Source organism: Allobosea sp. 05T438 (assembly GCF_056396025.1).
On record NZ_JBFTKQ010000002.1, the window covers coordinates 811,256 to 827,109 of the forward strand.

A 15,854-nucleotide genomic window follows, 5' to 3' on the forward strand; every position below is an offset into this window, starting at 1 on the left:
CCTAGATGAAGCATGGGTGCTCTTACGATGCTTCAGACAAGACAAGATCCAATTGCCGACGACCGCAAGATTCTCGTCATCGAGGACTCCCGAACCTTCTCGCTGGCGTTACGGCAGTTCCTCGAAGCTGAGACCGGGCTGCCCGTCACGACCTGCGGTTCGCTCAAGGACCTGAGCGAGATCATCGTCGCAGCGCCGGGCGCCTACGCGATCGCGGTCGTCGATCTCAACCTGCCCGACGCCCCCCGCGGCGAGGCGCTGGACTGGACCGTGACCCACGGCATCCCCTCCGTCGTCTTCACCGCTACCTTCGATCTCGCCACGCGCGGGCGGATCATGGAACGGGAGGTGATCGACTACGTCCTGAAAGACAACGAGTTTGCGCTGCCCAACCTCGTCAACACGGTCAAACGGGCGCTGGACAACCGCAACACCCGGATCCTCGTCGTCGACGACACCCGGACCACCCGCAAGGTGCTCGCCCGCATGCTCGCGATCCAGCAATATGCCGTGGTCGAGGCCGGCTCCGGGCAGGAGGCGCTGACGATCCTGGAGGGCAATCCCGACATCCAGCTCGTCGTCAGTGACTACTACATGCCCGACATGGATGGTTTCGAGCTGGCGCGCCGTATCAGGCGTCTCCATCCGCATGTCCGGCTTCTCGGCATCTCGTCCTCGACCGACCGCAAGACTTCGGCGGGCTTCCTCAAGGCCGGCGCGCACGACTTCGTCTCGCGCCCCTTCGTGCTCGAGGAACTGCAGTGCCGCATCGCGTCCAATGTCGAGACGCTGACGCAGCTCAAACAGCTGCAGGACCTCGCCGCGCGCGACTTCCTCACCGGCCTGTTCAATCGCCGCCACTTCTTCGAACGCGGCCAGAAGCTGGTGGGCGAAGCCCGCGAGATGGGGTTGCCCGTTTCGATCGCCATCCTCGACGTCGACCACTTCAAGCGCCTGAACGACCGCTACGGCCATGACGGGGGCGACAAGGCTCTGGCAGCCGTCGCACGCGGCCTGAGCGCGGCCGCCGAGCGCGGCTTCAACCTGCTGGCGCGCGTCGGCGGCGAGGAATTCGCCATCCTCTTTCCGGGCGCGGACCTCGCCGAGGCGACCCGGCTTTGCGACGACATCCGGGAGGCGATTGCCCGGGAACCACTGGTCCTGGACAACGAAACGCTCGCCCTCACGGTTTCACTGGGCGTAGCCCAGATCGGCCCCGAGGACGAGCTGGACGCCTGTCTCGGCCTCGCGGACCGCGCGCTCTACGTCGCCAAGCAAAGCGGCCGGAACCGGGTCTGCGCCGACGCACTCTGAGCCCGGGCAGGCCATCTCACAACGGGGCGGCCTGCGGAGGGATGGTTCGCTTCAGGCGGCGTAACGCGGCGCCGGCTTCCGGGTCTGCGACGCTGTGACGATCGCCGTACGGGCATCGTCGAACGCTGCCCACAGTGCTTCATCCGCGACCGAAGGCCAGGTGATCGCCTCGTCGCGATCGAGCCCGGCAAGCGCGGCATCGACCAGATCTTCCGTGGTCATCACCTTCTCCGGGTCGAAGTTCTCCAGGGACACGCCCGCCAGTTCCCAGATATCGGTCGCCGTCGCCGGCGGATGCACGCTCTGGACCTTCACCGCCGTCCCCTCAAGTTCAGACTGCAGACCGCGCGAGAATGCGAGGACATAGGCCTTCGTACCGCTATAGACCGCGCTATAGGGCAGTGTGTGCAGGCTGAGGATCGAGGCGATATTGACGATCGTCCCGCGGTTCCGCGCGACGAAGCCCGGCAGGACGGCATGGGTGAGCCGCGTCAGCGCGCCGATATTCAGGGCGATCTGCGCGGCGGAGTCGGAAGCAGGCGCCTTCGCGATCGGCGCGAAGCGGGCGATGCCGGCATTGTTGACGATAAGCTCGATGTCTCCGCGCGCCGCGAGATCGCGCTCGACACCTGCGATGTCGGCCTCTTCGGCGAGATCGGCAACCAGAATCTCGGCCTCGCGGCCATGGACGGCCGCGATACGGCGGGCCACCTCCTCCAGCCGGTCGCGCCGGCGCGCAATCAGCAGAAGATCGTATCCGCGCGCGGCGAGGCGGTCGGCATAAACGGCACCGATGCCGGCGGAAGCGCCGGTGACGACAGCGAGCTTGCGGTGGGAAGGCGTGCTCATGATGAAACGTCCTATTAAATTGAGTACTCAACTTTTTTGTTGAGCGCTCAATAAAATGGGAGCACCCGAGCCCTTTTCAATAGTGCGGTGCTCAACCATTTTAGGGGTATGAACATGACATCCGATCAGAGGACGCCGGAGGCCTGCGAGGGACAGGAGGATGTGCCGGAGGCGTTCTTCGCGCTTGCCTGCACCAATACTGCCTTGCGACGCGCCACGCGGCGGCTGGGCCAGCTCTATGACGATGCGATCGCACCGCTCGGCCTGAAGGCGACACAGTTCGGACTGCTCGCTGCTATCGATGGCCTGACCGAAGACGGCAGTGGCCCGACACTGAACGAAGTTGCGGCACGCCAGCTCATCCAGATCTCGGCACTCACCCATGCTCTGCGCCCGTTGGTCCGGGACGGGCTGGTCGAACTGCATCCCGATCTGGAGGATAGGCGCAGCAAGCGGGCAGGCCTGACGGCAGCAGGCCGGGATCGCCTCCGGCAGGCCGTTTCGCGCTGGGCAGCGGCCAATGGGCGCGTCGAGACCACGCTCGGCCCCGATGTCGCAAAGGGTCTGCGGGCCCTTGCCGACCTGATCGCGTCCGATCGCTTCCTCGACGCCTATCGCAGCGGCCGTGCGCTCGATCCGCGGGACGAGCGCTGAAAGATCCGCGCGGCCTCGCCGCTCGCGCTATTCGGCGGCTGCGCGATGCTCCACCCTCCCCTCGCCCATCAGCAAGGTCCGAGACGTTTTCGCCTCGCGCACGATGAAGTCGACGATGGCGCGCACCCGCGCAACGTCCTTCAGATCGGCATGGACCAACAGCCAGAAGGAGCGCGTGATCTGCACCGTCTCCGGCAGAACGGGGACGAGGCGCGGCTCGCCCTCCGCCATGAAATGATGGATCACGCCGATGCCGGCGCCCGCCACCACAGCATTCATCTGCGCGATGACGCTGGAGCTCTGGACATGGGCGCGCAGCCCCTTGGCGACCTCGTCGAGATAGTCGAGCTCCGGCGAGAAGATGAGGTCGTCGATATAGCCGATGATGCGGTGCTCGAAGAGATCCTCCGGCTGCGTCACCGGCGGCATCGACGCGAGGTACTCCGGCGACGCGTAGAGACCCAGGCGGTAGTCGGAGAGCTTGCGCGCGACGACCTTGCCCTCCTTGGGCGGGGCCAGCGTGATCGCGACATCGGCCTCGCGCTTCGACAGCGACAAGAGTCGCGGCATCGCGATGAGCTGGATTTCGAGGCCGGGATAGGATCTCGCAAAGGTTGCGAGCCGCGGCGCCAGGAAGGCGGTGCCGAAACCGTCCGGCGCACCGATCCTGACCGTGCCGGACAAGGCCATGTCAGCGCCGCCGATGTCACTCTGGATCGCGAGAGCCTCGGTCTCCATGCTCTCCGCCTTGGCGAGCAGCCGCTCGCCATGCGCGGTCAGTGTGTAGCCCTGCGGCCGGCGCTCGAAGAGCTTGGCCTTGAGCGCTTCCTCCAGCGAGGTGATGCGGCGCGAGACGGTGGCGTGGTCGGCTCCGAGCCTGCGGGCCGCAGCCGTCAAGCGCCCGGAGCGCGCAACGGCGAGAAAGAAGCGCAGATCGTCCCAATCGAATCGCTCCAAGGCTCCCCTCCTCGTATTTGTTTTTTCGCACGACCAACGTTCTACTCTCGCTATATCCGTGCGCAAACGAGAATGGTAGGGTCTTGGGAAGATCAACACACCAGCAATTCGTAGGGAGGGCGCCATGCGTCAGGTTGGACATTTCATCGGCGGCAAGCAGGTCGCGGGCACGTCGGGGCGCAGCTCCGACATCTTCCAGCCGATGGACGGCAGCGTGATCGGCAAGGTCGCGCTCGCCTCAGCCGCCGAACTCGACGCCGCCGTGCAGAACGCCGCCGAGGCGCAGCCGAAATGGGCAGCGGTCAACCCGCAGCGCCGCGCCCGCGTGCTGATGAAGTTCCTCGACCTCATCGCCCAGAACAACGAGGAGCTTGCCGAGCTGCTCGCCCGCGAGCACGGCAAGACCATTCCCGACGCCAAGGGCGACATCCAGCGCGGCGTCGAGGTGATCGAGTATTCCCTCGGCGTGCCCGGCCTGATGAAGGGCGAGTTCACCGACGGCGCCGGCCCGGGCATCGACATCTATTCGCTGCGCCAGCCGCTCGGCGTCGTCGCCGGCATCACCCCGTTCAACTTCCCGGCGATGATCCCGCTCTGGAAGCTCGGCCCCGCGATCGCCTGCGGCAACGCCTTCATCCTGAAGCCGTCCGAGCGCGATCCGGGCGTACCGATGCGTCTCGCCGAGCTCTTCGTCGAGGCAGGCGGGCCTCCCGGCATCCTCAACGTCGTCAACGGCGACAAGGAAGCCGTCGACGCCATCCTCGACCATCCCGAGATCAAGGCCGTCGGCTTCGTGGGTTCGACCCCGATCGCCGAGTACATCTACGCTCGCGGCTGCGCGAACGGTAAGCGCGTGCAGTGCTTCGGCGGCGCCAAGAACCACATGGTCATCATGCCCGACGCCGATATGGATCAGGCCGTCGATGCGCTGATCGGAGCCGGCTACGGCTCGGCCGGCGAGCGCTGCATGGCGATCTCGGTCGCGGTCCCGGTCGGCCAGAAGACGGCCGACGAACTGGTCAAGCGGCTGATCCCGCGCGTCGAGAGCCTCAAGGTCGGTCCCTCGACCGATCTCACCGCCGATTACGGCCCCGTCGTCACCAAGGCGGCGATGGAGAAGATCAAACACTACGTCGATGTCGGCGTGGAGGAAGGCGCCAAGCTCGTGGTCGACGGCCGCGGCTTCAAGATGCAGGGCTATGAGAACGGCTTCTATGTCGGCGGCTGCCTGTTCGACAACGTCACCAAGGACATGCGGATCTACAAGGAAGAGATCTTCGGGCCGGTGCTCTCGGTCGTCCGCGCCGACAGCTATGACGAGGCGCTGAAGCTCACCAACGACCACGAATACGGCAACGGCACCGCGATCTACACCCGCGACGGCGACGCCGCGCGCGACTTCGCGTCGAAGGTGCAGGTCGGCATGGTCGGCATCAACGTGCCGATCCCCGTGCCGCTGGCCTATTACACCTTCGGCGGCTGGAAGCGGTCCGCCTTCGGCGACCTCAACCAGCACGGCCCGGATTCGATCCGCTTCTACACCAAGACCAAAACGGTGACGGCCCGCTGGCCGAGCGGCATCAAGGACGGCGCCAGCTTCGTCATCCCGACGATGAACTGACACGGAACCGCCGGAGGAGGCCATGGAGCGAGCGCTGCGGATCATCGCAATGCCGCTTCCGGCCTTCCCCGCGCGGCCCGACCTGCCATGAATGCTGCCGGCGCATCGCGATGTGCCGGCCACCCTTCCCCATTCCGATCCGACGACGCGAACAGGCCCTGCCTTTCGTCGCGATTGCGCGCGACTGCGCGACGGGACTATCTCATTGATCAGGAGGGCCAGCCTTGAACGCCTTCGCTCTCACCGAAGACCAGATCGCCATCCGCGACATGGCGCAGGATTTCGCTGCCGAAACGCTCGCGCCCCATGCCACGCGCTGGGACGAGGAGAAGCATTTCCCGGTCGAAGAGATGCGCGCTGCCGCTGCGCTCGGCATGGGCGGCATCTACATCCAGGAGGATGTTGGCGGCTCCGGCCTCACGCGGCTCGACGCGGCGCTGATCTTCGAGGCGCTCTCGACCGGCTGTCCGACGGTGGCGGCCTATATCTCGATCCACAACATGTGCGCCTGGATGATCGACCGCTACGGTGAGGGCGAGCAGCGCCAGCGCTTCCTGCCGAAGCTCTGCACCATGGAGCACCTCGCCAGCTATTGCCTGACCGAGCCCGGTGCTGGCTCCGACGCAGCCGCGCTGAAGACGAAGGCCGTGCTCGATGGCGACCATTACGTCCTCGACGGCCAGAAGCAGTTCATCTCGGGCGCCGGCGTCTCCGACATCTATGTCGTGATGGCGCGCACCGGCGAGCCCGGCCCTTCGGGCATCTCGACCATCGTCGTCGAGAAGGACACGCCCGGCCTCTCCTTCGGCGCCAACGAGAAGAAGATGGGCTGGAACGCCCAGCCGACGCGCGCCGTGATCTTCGAGAACTGCCGCGTGCCGGTGGCGAACCGCCTCGGCCCGGAGGGCATCGGCTTCAAGATCGCCATGGCCGGCCTCGACGGCGGGCGGCTCAACATCGGCGCCTGCTCGATCGGCGGGGCGCAGGGCGCACTCGACAAGGCGCTAGCCTATGCCAAAGAGCGCAAGGCTTTCGGCAGCCCTATCGCCGATTTCCAGGCCATGCAGTTCAAGCTCGCCGATATGGCGACGGAGCTCGAGGCGGCCCGCACCTTTCTGTGGCGTGCGGCCGCCGCGCTCGACGCCAAGACGCCGGACGCGACCAAGCTCTGTGCCATGGCCAAGCGCGTCGCCACCGACACCGGCTTCGAGGTCGCGAACGATGCCCTGCAGATCCATGGCGGCTACGGCTATCTCGCCGATTACGGCATCGAGAAGATCGTCCGCGACCTGCGCGTCCACCAGATCCTCGAAGGCACCAACGAAGTGATGCGGATGATCGTCGCGCGCGGGCTGGTGGGACGCGCGAAGGGGAATTGAGCCTATGCGGCGAGCGGCCTCACCCGGCTCTCGATCTCGCGGCCCGATGCCTGTCGCGCGATGCGCAGGTCGTAATCGCTCTGCAGGGTCATCCACATCTCCGGCGAGGTCGCGAAGAACTGCGCGAGACGCAACGCCGTGTCGGCCGTGATCGCCCGATCGCCCTTGACCACGCCGGCGATGCGGCTGACCGGCACATCGATGTCCCGCGCCAGGCGGTTCTGGGTGATGCCGAGCGGCTTCATGAACTCCTCCAGCAGAATCTCACCGGGTGGAAGCGGAGCGAGCGCCGCCTCATCGGCATGGTCCTGCGGATCAGTGATAGTCGACGATTTCGACATCATGCGCCTCTCCGTCCTTCCAGATGAAACAGACCCGCCATTGATCGTTGACGCGGATCGAATGCTGCCCCGCCCGATCGCCGCGCAAGGCCTCCAGCCTGTTGCCCGGCGGAATGCGCAGATCGTCCAGCCTGGCGGCTGCATGAAGCAGCAGAAGCTTGCGGCGAATGATACGTTCGATCGCCGCGAAGCGCCGGACCGGCCTGTCGTTGAAGAGCAGCTCGGCATCGCGCTGCGCGAAGGATCGTATCATCGGTCACCAAGATATTCCGCAAAGAGTATTCCGTCAAGAAGAATGGAAGGAAGCGCAGCATGACCAACATCGCCTTCATCGGCCTCGGCAATATGGGCGGCCCGATGGCCGGCAACCTCGTCAAGGCCGGGCACAGCGTCAAAGCCTTCGATCTGGTCGAGGCCTCGCGCAACGCTGCCGCAGAGCTCGGCGTCGGCATTGCGGCTTCCGCCCGGGACGCGGTCGCGGATTCCGAGATCGTCGTGACCATGCTGCCGGCCGGCAAGCATGTGCTCGCAGTCTGGGCCGATATCCTGCCGGCGGTGAAGCCCGGCACGCTGCTGATCGATTCCTCGACCATCGACGTCGAGAGCGCCCGCAAGGCGCATGCGCTGGCGGCCGAGCGCGGCTGCCTCTCGCTCGATGCCCCGGTCTCGGGCGGCACCGGCGGCGCCAAGGGCGCGACGCTGACCTTCATGGTCGGCGGTGCGACCGACGCCTTCGACAGGGGCGAGCCGATCCTCGCCAAGATGGGCCGCAAGATCGTGCATTGCGGCGGCGCCGGGAACGGGCAGGCCGCCAAGATCTGCAACAACATGATCCTCGGCATCTCGATGATCGGCGTCTCCGAGGCCTTCGTGCTCGCCGAGAAGCTCGGCCTCTCGCACCAGGCGCTGTTCGACGTCGCCTCGACGTCCTCCGGCCAGTGCTGGTCGCTGACGACCTACTGCCCGGTGCCGGGGCCGGTGCCAACCTCGCCCGCCAACAACGACTACAAGCCGGGATTCGCCTCGGCGCTGATGCTGAAGGACCTGAAGCTGGCGCAGGAGGCCGCGCAGACGGCCGGGGCCTCGACCCCGCTCGGCGCGGCGGCGGCGCAACTCTTCGGGCTGCACAATGCCTGGGGCGAGGGCGGCACCGATTTCTCCGGCATCATCCATCTGCTGCGCGGTCGCGGAGAGGCCTGAGAGGCGCTTGCGCGGCAGGGTGTCGCGGGTCTAGACCCAAGGCATGAACGACGCCCCGCTCCGCCGCGAACGCTCCTCCCTCACCGGGTTCGCGATCAATCGGCTCGACCGGCGCGAGGATCTGCGCAGCAAACCCGACGCGGTGACGGCGCTCCGCCACCGCTCGGACACCCGGATCGTCGCGGTGGCCGGCGAAACGCCGGTCCTGAAGCGGCTCGACGGCGATGCGTTTTCGGTCTGGTTCACCCATGGCGAGACCGAGATGCTCGGCCCCGCCGCCGAGGAAATCTTCCTCGGCATGGCCGAGGACGGCACGCCGCGCTTCGCGCGCCTGCTCGACAAGGCGCTGATCGAGCCGCTGAAGGAGAGATCCGAGCTTTTCCTGACCGATCTGCGCTCCGTCGCGCTCAAGCGCATCGTGCAGGAGGACGAGGTCGGGCCGCTCGGCGAGGCCAAGGCCGTGCTGGATTGGCATGCCCGTCACCGTTTCTGCGCGCAATGCGGCGGGCCGACCGTTGCCGGGGCCTCGGGCTGGCGACGCGAATGCACCGCCTGCGGTGCGATGCATTTCCCGCGTACCGACCCGGTCGTGATTATGCTGGTGACGCGCGGCGAGAACTGCCTGCTGGCGCGCCAGGCCCGCTTCGCGCCCGGCATGTATTCCTGCATCGCCGGCTTCGTCGAGCCGGGCGAGACGCTGGAGGACGCGGTGCGCCGCGAGAGCTGGGAAGAGGCCGGTCTGCGCGTCGGTGCAGTGCGCTACGTCGCCTCGCAGCCCTGGCCGTTCCCCTCCTCGATCATGGTCGGCTGCATCGCCGAGGCGCTCGGCGACGAGATCACCCTCGACATGACCGAGCTCGAGGCCGGACGCTGGTTCCCGCGCGAGGAGGTGCTGCAAATGCTCGACGGCGCCCACCCGGACGGCCTCGCCTGCCCCCAGCATATCGCCATCGCCAACACGCTGGTGCGGGCCTGGGCGCTCGAGGGCGAGCGGATCTGACGCAGCCCTGCGCACGATCTCACTGACGAACTGCCTTTGCGGAGCCTGCCATGACGGACCCGGTCAACGCCTTCGTACCCGGGCCCCGCGCCCGCATTGCCGGCAATCCCGCTGGGCCGCTTTCCGGGCTGACCTTCGCGGTCAAGGACCTGTTCGACGTCGCCGACCTGCCGACCGGTGGCGGCAACCACGACTGGGCCAAGGCGAACCCCATCCCGACGCGCAATGCCTGGGCGGTGCAGGCACTGCTGGACGCAGGAGCGGATTTCGTCGGCAAGACGATCACGGACGAGGTCTCGCTCGGCATCCTCGGTGAAAACGCATTCGACGGCACGCCGACCAATACCGCTGCGCCCGAGCGCGTGCCCGGCGGCTCGTCCTCGGGCTCGGCCGCCGCGGTCGCCGCTGGCCTGTGCGACACCGCGCTGGGCACCGACACCGGCGGCTCGGTGAGGGTGCCGTCGAGTTTCTGCGGCCTCTACGGCATCCGGCCGACGCATGGCCGGCTCGACCTGACCGGGCTGATGCCGCAAGCTCCAAGCTCGGACACGGCGGGCTGGTTCGCGCGGGATGCAGAGACCTTCGCGCGAGTGAGCAGCGTCATGCTGGGCGAGGTCCCTGGACCGCTCCCGACAAAGCTCCTGCTCGCCGTCGACGCCTTCGGCATCGCCGATCCGGAAGTCGCCGATGCGTTGCTTCCGATGGTCCGCAAGCTCGAACGGATCGTCGGACCGGCGCGTGAGGAGATCATGGCGCCTCAGGGGCTTTCGGTCTGGGCACAGGCACAGCGCAGCCTGCAACCGGTCGAGGCCTGGCAGACCTTCAAGCCCTGGATCGAGGGGCACAATCCGCGCATGGCCTTCAGCGTCGCCGCCGGGCTGATCGCCGGTTCCCAGGTCCCGCCGAACGAGCGCAACTGGGCAGCGCTGATGCGCGACGAGGCGCGGGCACGACTGCGCTACCTGCTGCCGCCCGGCACGATCCTGTGCCTGCCGACCACGCCCTTCCCGGCGCCGCTGCGCGGCCTGCCGATCCCTGAGCTGCAGCCGATGCGCGACCGCATCACCTGCCTCTGCGCTCAGGGCGGTCTCACCGGCTCACCGCAGGTCAGCATGCCCGGTGCGACGGTGGACGGCGCGCCGGTCGGTCTCTCGATCATCGGCGGGCGCGGCACCGATGCCAGCCTGATCGCCGTCGCCCAAGCCATGGAGGCCCTCGCGTGACCGACCTGACCCCGAACTTGCCCGACGTTGTCGCCGAAATCAGCGCCCTGTTCGAGGCTTATGAGCAGGCTCTGGTCGACAAGGATGTCGACGTGCTCGACGCCTCGTTCTGGAACAGCCCGCATACCATCCGCTATGCGCTGGGCGAAAACGGCTACGGTTTCTCCGAGATCCATGCGCACCGCGTCGCGCGCCCACCGGGGCCGGGCATCAAGGAGAAGCGGATCCGCCTGGAGATCCTGACGCTCGGCCGCGACCTCGCCACGGTGAATCTCGAGTTCAAGGTGCGCGGACGCGAGATCATCGGCCGCCAGAGCCAGACCTGGGTGCGTTTCCCCGATCTCGGCTGGAAGGTCGTCTCGGCCCATGTCTCGACGATGGAGGGTCCGCGCCCCTGGTAAGGGCGAAAGAGCGGTATTGACGCCTGTCGCCGCAAGCGAAGCGGCGCGCGGCGGCGGCCGACGACGGTTCCGGCATGCCTCGTCTTTACCACTCCTTAACCATCGAGGGCGTCCCCTTGCAGGGTCGATGGGGCTTCCGGGGGCTCGGAAAGGACCGCGACCATGCACGACCTCGATCCCGAACAGGCCATCGTGGAGCAACTCGTCGGCCTGCCTGTCGCCGACGTCGAACGCGACCTGATTCTCGCCACGCTGCGGGAAACCGGTGGCAACCGCACGCATGCCGCCAATCTGCTTGGCATCGCCATCCGCACTCTGCGCAACAAGATCAACAGTTATACCGCAGAGGGATACGACGTGCCCGAGCCGCTGCAGAGCCCGGTGACGTGAGCGCCCGCAGAGGATGGGGCGCTCACGGGGCGGCCTATCCTACTCCGCCGGCTCCTCGATGGTGGAGCGGAACTCGCTCGCGGGATAGACGCCCATGATCTTCATCTCCTTGGAGAAGTAGGAGAGCTCGTCGAGCGCGCGCCGGAGCGCCGGATCATCGGGATGGCCCTCGACATCGGCATAGAACATCGTCGCCGAGAACAGGCCGTCGACCATGTAGCTTTCCAGCTTGGTCATGTTGATGCCGTTGGTGGCGAAGCCGCCCATCGCCTTGTAGAGCGCCGCCGGGATGTTGCGGACGCGGAACATCAGTGTCGTGACGGTCTTGGCCCCACCCTGGCGGGCATATTCCGGATATTTCGAGAGCACGACGAAGCGCGTGGTGTTGTGCTTCTCGTCCTCGATGTCCTCCATCAGGATGTTGAGGCCGTAGACATCCGCCGCGATACGCGGGGCAATCGCCGCGCGGGTCACGTCGCCGGCCTCGGCGACCTGCCGGGCGGAGCCGGCCGTATCGGCCGCAACCTCGGCCTTGAGGCCGAGCTTGCGGATGATCTTGCGGCACTGGCCGAGCGCATGGATGTGGCTCTGCACGGTCTTCACCGTCGCCAGCGTCGCGCCCGCGACACCCATCAGGTGGAAGCGGATCGGCAGGAAATGCTCGCCGATGATGTGTAGGCCCGAGCGCGGCAGCAGATGGTGGATGTCGGCGACGCGGCCGGCGATCGAGTTGTCGATCGGGATCATGCCGTAGCGCGCCTTGCCGTCGCTGACGGCGGCGAGCGCATCCTCGAAGGTGGGGCAGGGCAGCAGCTCGCAGTCCGGAAACACCTGGAGAGCCGCCTGCGAAGAGAAAGCGCCGGGCTCACCCTGGTAGGACACGACGAAGGACATGGGGATTCTCAGGCTCCTCAGCTTCTTGCTTTAACGCAGCTCCGAACGCAAAGCCGCCATGCCGCTTTGCGTTCGGAGCTGCTTAGCGGGACTTCAGGATCGCGCGGGCGCGATCGAGATCGGGGGGCGTGTCGACGCCACGCGGCACATGGTCGATGACCATGACGTCGATGCGCATGCCGTCTTCGAGCGCGCGCAGCTGCTCCAGCTTCTCACGCAGCTCCAGCGGCGACTGCGGCAGGCTGACGAAGCGATCGAGCGCGGCACGGCGATAAGCGTAGAGGCCGACATGGTGATAGAGCGGCCCCTCGCCCGCCGGTGCCGCCGCGCGCGTAAAATAGAGCGCACGCATATGGCCGGGCGCGATCTCGCTCCCGACAAGCTTCACGACGCTCGGCGCGATCTTCTCTTCTTCGTCGGTAATCACGCCTGCAAGCGTCGCGATATCCACAGCCGGATCGGCGAGCGGCTTCACCGCCGCGGCGATGGCCGAGGGTTCCAGCGTCGGGAAATCGCCCTGCACATTGACGATGATGTCGTAATGCCGCTGCGGATCGAGGATGTCCGCGGCTTCCTTGATGCGGTCCGAGCCGGTCTGGTGGTTGACGCTGGTCATCACCGCCCGGCCGCCAGCGGCCTCGATGGCGGCGGCGATTTCCGGCGCATCCGTCGCCACCGCGACGTCTCCGGCCCCGGATTCGACAGCCCGGCGCCAGACATGAACGATCATCGGCTCGCCGTTGATGTCGGCGAGCGGCTTGCCTGGAAGGCGGGTCGCCTGCATGCGGGCGGGGATCAGGATCAGCGGATTCGACATGTTTCCGGGCGGGCTCGGCAGGGATGCGGTTGGGTGCGGCGGGCGGCGTCAAAAGGTCTCAAAGCGGTGCGTGCTTATACGAGTTGCAATGAAGCGCGCAAAGCGGTTAAGCAACGGCGGAGGCTGGAGGCTTTCGAGACTCCGGCTATGCGCTATCTCGTCTCCCGGGCCTCGGCCGCGGAGGGCACCAAGGTTCGGATACGATGAATATCGAAGCCAACAAGATCGCCGGCGCGGTTCTCTCCACGCTGCTTGTCGTGATGAGCCTCAACATGGCGGCGGGCATCGTCTTCGCGCCGAAGAAGCCTGCCGTTCCGGGCTTCGACCTGCCGAGCGAAGAGCCGGCCGCTGCCGGCGGTGGCGCCCCTGCAGCCGCTGCTGAAGAGCCGATCAGCGTGCGCCTCGCCAAGGCCGACCCCGCCAAGGGCGAGAAGGCCACCGGCGCCTGCAAGGCCTGCCACACCTTCGAGAAGGGCGGCGCCAACAAGGTCGGCCCGCATCTGTTCGGCGTTTATGGTCGCAACGAGGGCTCTGTCGACGGCTTCGGCTACTCGGCCGCGATGAAGGGCCGCAACGACAAGACCTGGGACGCCGACGCGCTCGACCACTTCCTGAAGAACCCGAAGGCCTATGTGCCGGGCACCGCGATGGCCTTCGCCGGCATCAGCAAGCCCGAGACCCGCGCCGACGTCGTCGCCTATCTGAATTCGCTGGCGGATGCGCCCCAGCCGCTGCCGAAGCCCTGATCGGCCGAAGCTGCGACCATTTGCTTCAGAAAGCCGGGCCTTTGCCCGGCTTTTTTGTTTGGTACCGCCTTGCTCCCGCCTTCGGCTTGCCCGCACAATCGCCGCTTGCCGACCCCGCCAGGTCTCGCCGGCCATTGCCGTAACCCGCCGCGCAGGCGAGATAGAAAAGCGGCGAATCAGACGGAGACGCGAAACGATGGCGATGCGCATCACACGCCGCAGATTGCTGGAAGCCGCAGGCACTGCCGCGGTGGCGGGCGCCCTGCCCGGTCTTCCCGGAGCGGCGCTGGCGCAGGATGTCGAATCGCACGGACTGTCGACCTTCGGCGAACTCGCCCTGCCGCCGGATTTCCCGCATTTCGCCTATGTGAACCCCAAGGCGCCGAAGGGCGGCCTGCTTACCGTCCAGATCAAGCGCGGCGGCGGCAACCAGAGCTTCGACACCTTCAATACGCTCAACACCTTCGTCCTGCAGGGTGACGGCGCCGCCGGCATGGATGCCTGCTTCGACACGTTGATGGCCGGCTCCGGCGACGAGCCGGGCTCGCTCTACGGGCTGCTGGCGAAGAGCGTCACCGCCTCCGCCGACAAGCTGACCTATCGCTTTCGCCTGCGGCCGGAGGCACGCTTCCACGACGGCTCGCGCGTCACCGCCCGCGACGCCGCCTTCTCGATGAACATCCTGAAGGCGAAGGGCCATCCCTCCTACCGGCTCCTGCTCAACGAACTCGTCTCGTCGGAAGCCGAGGGCGACGACCTCTTGGTCGTGAAGCTATCGCCGAAGCGCGGGCGCGACCTCCATCTCGTCGTCGCCGGATTGCCGGTCTTCTCGGAAAAGTACTGGTCGACGCGGGACTTCACCGCCTCGACCCTGGAGCCCCCGCTGGGTTCCGGCCCCTACAAGGTCGGACGTCTCGAGCAGGGCCGCTTCATCGAGTTCGAGCGCGTGCCGGACTACTGGGCCAAGGACCTGCCGGTCAATATCGGCACCAACAATTTCGATCGGGTACGCTGGGAGTATTTCCGCGACCGGCAGGTCGCCTTCGAGGCCTTCAAGAGCGGCGTGATCACGTTCCAGGAGGAGTTCACCTCGCGCATCTGGGCGACGGGCTACGACTTCCCTGCCGTCCACGAGGGCAAGGTCAAGAAGGAAGCCCTGCCGAAGACAGAGCCTGTCGGCTCGCAGGGCTGGATCTACAACACCCGGCGCGAGAAATTCGCCGACCCGCGCATCCGCGAGGCGCTCGGACTTGCCTTCGACTTCGAATGGACGCGCAAGACCATCATGTTCGGCTCATATGAGCGCATGACGTCCTATTTCGAGAACTCGGACTCCAAGGCAGTCGGCAAGCCTTCGGCGGAGGAGCTGGCGCTGCTCGAGCCCTGGCGCGGCAAGGTGCCGGACGAGGTCTTCGGCGAGCCCTTCCTGCCGCCGGTCTCGGATGGCTCGGGCAGCGATCGCGCCCTGCTGCGCAAGGCCGACGAGATGCTGCGCGCCGCCGGCTGCAGGCGCGACGGCAATGTTCTGAAGCTGCCGAACGGCCAGCCCTTCGAGATCGAGTTTCTCGATTCCAGCCCGGCCCTGCAGCCGCATACGCAGCCCTTCCAGGCCAATCTCAAGCGCCTCGGCATCAACGCCACCTCGCGCCTCGTCGACCCCGCGCAGTATCAGCGCCGCCTCGACGAGTTCGATTTCGACATCATCAGCCGTGCGATGTCGGGCGGCGCGATCCCGAGCGATACGCTCAGCATCATCTATGGCTCGGAAGCAGCCAGGACCAAGGGCTCGCGCAATGCCGCCGGCATCAGCGATCCCGCCATCGATGCGATGATCGAGAAGATCGGCCAGGCCAAGAGCTATGCCGAGGTCGTCGTCGCCGCGAAATGCCTCGACCGGCTACTGCGCGCCGGGCGCTACTGGATCCCGATGTGGTGGAACGACGAGGAATGGCTAGCCTATTGGGACATGTACGACCGGCCGGCGACCAAGCCGAAATACTCCTCCGGCGCACCTGCGATCTGGTGGTACGACGCCGAAAAGGCCAAACGGATCGGAAAGGCGTGACCG

General features: G+C 66.7%; 17 protein-coding genes. 11 read left to right on the forward strand and 6 right to left on the reverse strand.

Features of this window, described 5'->3' with window-relative positions; all coding sequences use genetic code 11:
* Nucleotides 1-27 precede the first annotated feature (27 nt).
* On the forward strand, nt 28-1,314 hold the full coding sequence (locus AC1DIN_RS07650; protein ID WP_476809266.1) for a GGDEF domain-containing response regulator: 1,287 nt from the start codon (nt 28-30) through the stop codon (nt 1,312-1,314).
* 51 nt (nt 1,315-1,365) lie between these two features.
* Here the strand turns inward: AC1DIN_RS07650 and AC1DIN_RS07655 are convergent, their stop codons facing one another.
* Nucleotides 1,366-2,163, reverse strand: coding sequence for an SDR family NAD(P)-dependent oxidoreductase (locus AC1DIN_RS07655; RefSeq protein WP_476809267.1), 798 nt, complete (start codon nt 2,161-2,163; stop codon nt 1,366-1,368).
* Nucleotides 2,164-2,277: 114 nt separating this feature from the next.
* Between AC1DIN_RS07655 and AC1DIN_RS07660 the strand changes: the two genes are divergently transcribed.
* Nucleotides 2,278-2,817: a MarR family winged helix-turn-helix transcriptional regulator gene (locus tag AC1DIN_RS07660; RefSeq protein WP_476809268.1), complete on the forward strand. Its 540-nt coding sequence runs from the start codon at nt 2,278-2,280 to the stop codon at nt 2,815-2,817.
* 27 nt (nt 2,818-2,844) lie between these two features.
* On the opposite strand, the gene AC1DIN_RS07665 is transcribed toward AC1DIN_RS07660, so the two are convergent.
* Nucleotides 2,845-3,774, reverse strand: a complete 930-nt coding sequence (locus AC1DIN_RS07665; protein ID WP_441471443.1) for a LysR family transcriptional regulator — start codon at nt 3,772-3,774, stop codon at nt 2,845-2,847.
* Nucleotides 3,775-3,898: 124 nt separating this feature from the next.
* Here AC1DIN_RS07665 and AC1DIN_RS07670 point away from each other — a divergent pair, with 124 nt between their 5' ends.
* Nucleotides 3,899-5,395, forward strand: a complete 1,497-nt coding sequence (locus AC1DIN_RS07670) for a CoA-acylating methylmalonate-semialdehyde dehydrogenase (protein ID WP_441471444.1) — start codon at nt 3,899-3,901, stop codon at nt 5,393-5,395.
* Between the two features lie 224 nt (nt 5,396-5,619).
* Entirely contained in the window at nt 5,620-6,774 is a 1,155-nt protein-coding gene (locus tag AC1DIN_RS07675) for an isobutyryl-CoA dehydrogenase (RefSeq protein WP_476809269.1), read from the forward strand.
* A gap of 2 nt (nt 6,775-6,776) precedes the next feature.
* On the opposite strand, the gene AC1DIN_RS07680 is transcribed toward AC1DIN_RS07675, so the two are convergent.
* Nucleotides 6,777-7,115 carry a HigA family addiction module antitoxin gene (locus AC1DIN_RS07680; RefSeq protein ID WP_441471586.1) on the reverse strand — a complete coding sequence of 113 codons (339 nt, stop codon included), beginning with the start codon at nt 7,113-7,115 and terminating at the stop codon, nt 6,777-6,779.
* Nucleotides 7,090-7,368, reverse strand: a complete 279-nt coding sequence (locus AC1DIN_RS07685) for a type II toxin-antitoxin system RelE/ParE family toxin (protein ID WP_441471446.1) — start codon at nt 7,366-7,368, stop codon at nt 7,090-7,092. The genes AC1DIN_RS07680 and AC1DIN_RS07685 overlap by 26 nt, the downstream gene beginning before the upstream one ends.
* A gap of 59 nt (nt 7,369-7,427) precedes the next feature.
* Here AC1DIN_RS07685 and mmsB point away from each other — a divergent pair, with 59 nt between their 5' ends.
* From mmsB to AC1DIN_RS07710, 5 genes are all read left to right on the forward strand, one after another.
* The gene (mmsB, locus tag AC1DIN_RS07690) at nt 7,428-8,315 is read left to right on the forward strand and encodes a 3-hydroxyisobutyrate dehydrogenase (protein WP_476809270.1); all 888 of its coding nucleotides are present in this window, start codon (nt 7,428-7,430) and stop codon (nt 8,313-8,315) included.
* A 43-nt stretch (nt 8,316-8,358) separates the two neighbouring features.
* Nucleotides 8,359-9,315 carry an NAD(+) diphosphatase gene (nudC, locus tag AC1DIN_RS07695; protein WP_476809271.1) on the forward strand — a complete coding sequence of 319 codons (957 nt, stop codon included), beginning with the start codon at nt 8,359-8,361 and terminating at the stop codon, nt 9,313-9,315.
* 50 nt (nt 9,316-9,365) lie between these two features.
* Complete coding sequence (locus AC1DIN_RS07700; RefSeq protein ID WP_476809272.1) at nt 9,366-10,538, forward strand: amidase; 1,173 nt, start codon at nt 9,366-9,368, stop codon at nt 10,536-10,538.
* A complete protein-coding gene (gene hpxZ / locus AC1DIN_RS07705) occupies nt 10,535-10,939 on the forward strand; it encodes an oxalurate catabolism protein HpxZ (RefSeq protein ID WP_476766116.1) in 405 nt (134 codons plus the stop codon). Before AC1DIN_RS07700 ends, hpxZ begins: the two co-directional genes overlap by 4 nt.
* Nucleotides 10,940-11,101: 162 nt before the next feature.
* The gene (locus tag AC1DIN_RS07710; RefSeq protein ID WP_441471451.1) at nt 11,102-11,329 is read left to right on the forward strand and encodes a helix-turn-helix domain-containing protein; all 228 of its coding nucleotides are present in this window, start codon (nt 11,102-11,104) and stop codon (nt 11,327-11,329) included.
* A 39-nt stretch (nt 11,330-11,368) separates the two neighbouring features.
* Here the strand turns inward: AC1DIN_RS07710 and AC1DIN_RS07715 are convergent, their stop codons facing one another.
* Nucleotides 11,369-12,223 (reverse strand): prephenate dehydratase, encoded by an 855-nt coding sequence (locus tag AC1DIN_RS07715; RefSeq protein WP_441471452.1) that lies wholly within the window; start codon nt 12,221-12,223, stop codon nt 11,369-11,371.
* Nucleotides 12,224-12,305: 82 nt separating this feature from the next.
* Nucleotides 12,306-13,040 carry a 3-deoxy-manno-octulosonate cytidylyltransferase gene (locus AC1DIN_RS07720; protein ID WP_476809273.1) on the reverse strand — a complete coding sequence of 245 codons (735 nt, stop codon included), beginning with the start codon at nt 13,038-13,040 and terminating at the stop codon, nt 12,306-12,308.
* 203 nt (nt 13,041-13,243) lie between these two features.
* Here AC1DIN_RS07720 and AC1DIN_RS07725 point away from each other — a divergent pair, with 203 nt between their 5' ends.
* Entirely contained in the window at nt 13,244-13,786 is a 543-nt protein-coding gene (locus AC1DIN_RS07725) for a c-type cytochrome (protein WP_476809274.1), read from the forward strand.
* A 196-nt stretch (nt 13,787-13,982) separates the two neighbouring features.
* A complete protein-coding gene (locus AC1DIN_RS07730) occupies nt 13,983-15,851 on the forward strand; it encodes an extracellular solute-binding protein (RefSeq protein WP_476809275.1) in 1,869 nt (622 codons plus the stop codon).
* The last annotated feature ends 3 nt before the right edge of the window (nt 15,852-15,854 follow it).

What these genes read in the sequence shown, in the direction of transcription:
- AC1DIN_RS07650 (WP_476809266.1), top strand. Translation starts at nt 28, where the DNA reads ATGCTTCAGACAAGACAAGATCCAATTGCCGACGACCGCAAGATTCTC.
- AC1DIN_RS07655 (WP_476809267.1), bottom strand. Translation starts at nt 2,163, where the DNA reads ATGAGCACGCCTTCCCACCGCAAGCTCGCTGTCGTCACCGGCGCTTCC.
- AC1DIN_RS07660 (WP_476809268.1), top strand. Translation starts at nt 2,278, where the DNA reads ATGACATCCGATCAGAGGACGCCGGAGGCCTGCGAGGGACAGGAGGAT.
- AC1DIN_RS07670 (WP_441471444.1), top strand. Translation starts at nt 3,899, where the DNA reads ATGCGTCAGGTTGGACATTTCATCGGCGGCAAGCAGGTCGCGGGCACG.
- AC1DIN_RS07680 (WP_441471586.1), bottom strand. Translation starts at nt 7,115, where the DNA reads ATGTCGAAATCGTCGACTATCACTGATCCGCAGGACCATGCCGATGAG.
- AC1DIN_RS07685 (WP_441471446.1), bottom strand. Translation starts at nt 7,368, where the DNA reads ATGATACGATCCTTCGCGCAGCGCGATGCCGAGCTGCTCTTCAACGAC.
- mmsB (WP_476809270.1), top strand. Translation starts at nt 7,428, where the DNA reads ATGACCAACATCGCCTTCATCGGCCTCGGCAATATGGGCGGCCCGATG.
- nudC (WP_476809271.1), top strand. Translation starts at nt 8,359, where the DNA reads ATGAACGACGCCCCGCTCCGCCGCGAACGCTCCTCCCTCACCGGGTTC.
- AC1DIN_RS07700 (WP_476809272.1), top strand. Translation starts at nt 9,366, where the DNA reads ATGACGGACCCGGTCAACGCCTTCGTACCCGGGCCCCGCGCCCGCATT.
- AC1DIN_RS07710 (WP_441471451.1), top strand. Translation starts at nt 11,102, where the DNA reads ATGCACGACCTCGATCCCGAACAGGCCATCGTGGAGCAACTCGTCGGC.
- AC1DIN_RS07715 (WP_441471452.1), bottom strand. Translation starts at nt 12,223, where the DNA reads ATGTCCTTCGTCGTGTCCTACCAGGGTGAGCCCGGCGCTTTCTCTTCG.
- AC1DIN_RS07720 (WP_476809273.1), bottom strand. Translation starts at nt 13,040, where the DNA reads ATGTCGAATCCGCTGATCCTGATCCCCGCCCGCATGCAGGCGACCCGC.
- AC1DIN_RS07725 (WP_476809274.1), top strand. Translation starts at nt 13,244, where the DNA reads ATGAATATCGAAGCCAACAAGATCGCCGGCGCGGTTCTCTCCACGCTG.
- AC1DIN_RS07730 (WP_476809275.1), top strand. Translation starts at nt 13,983, where the DNA reads ATGGCGATGCGCATCACACGCCGCAGATTGCTGGAAGCCGCAGGCACT.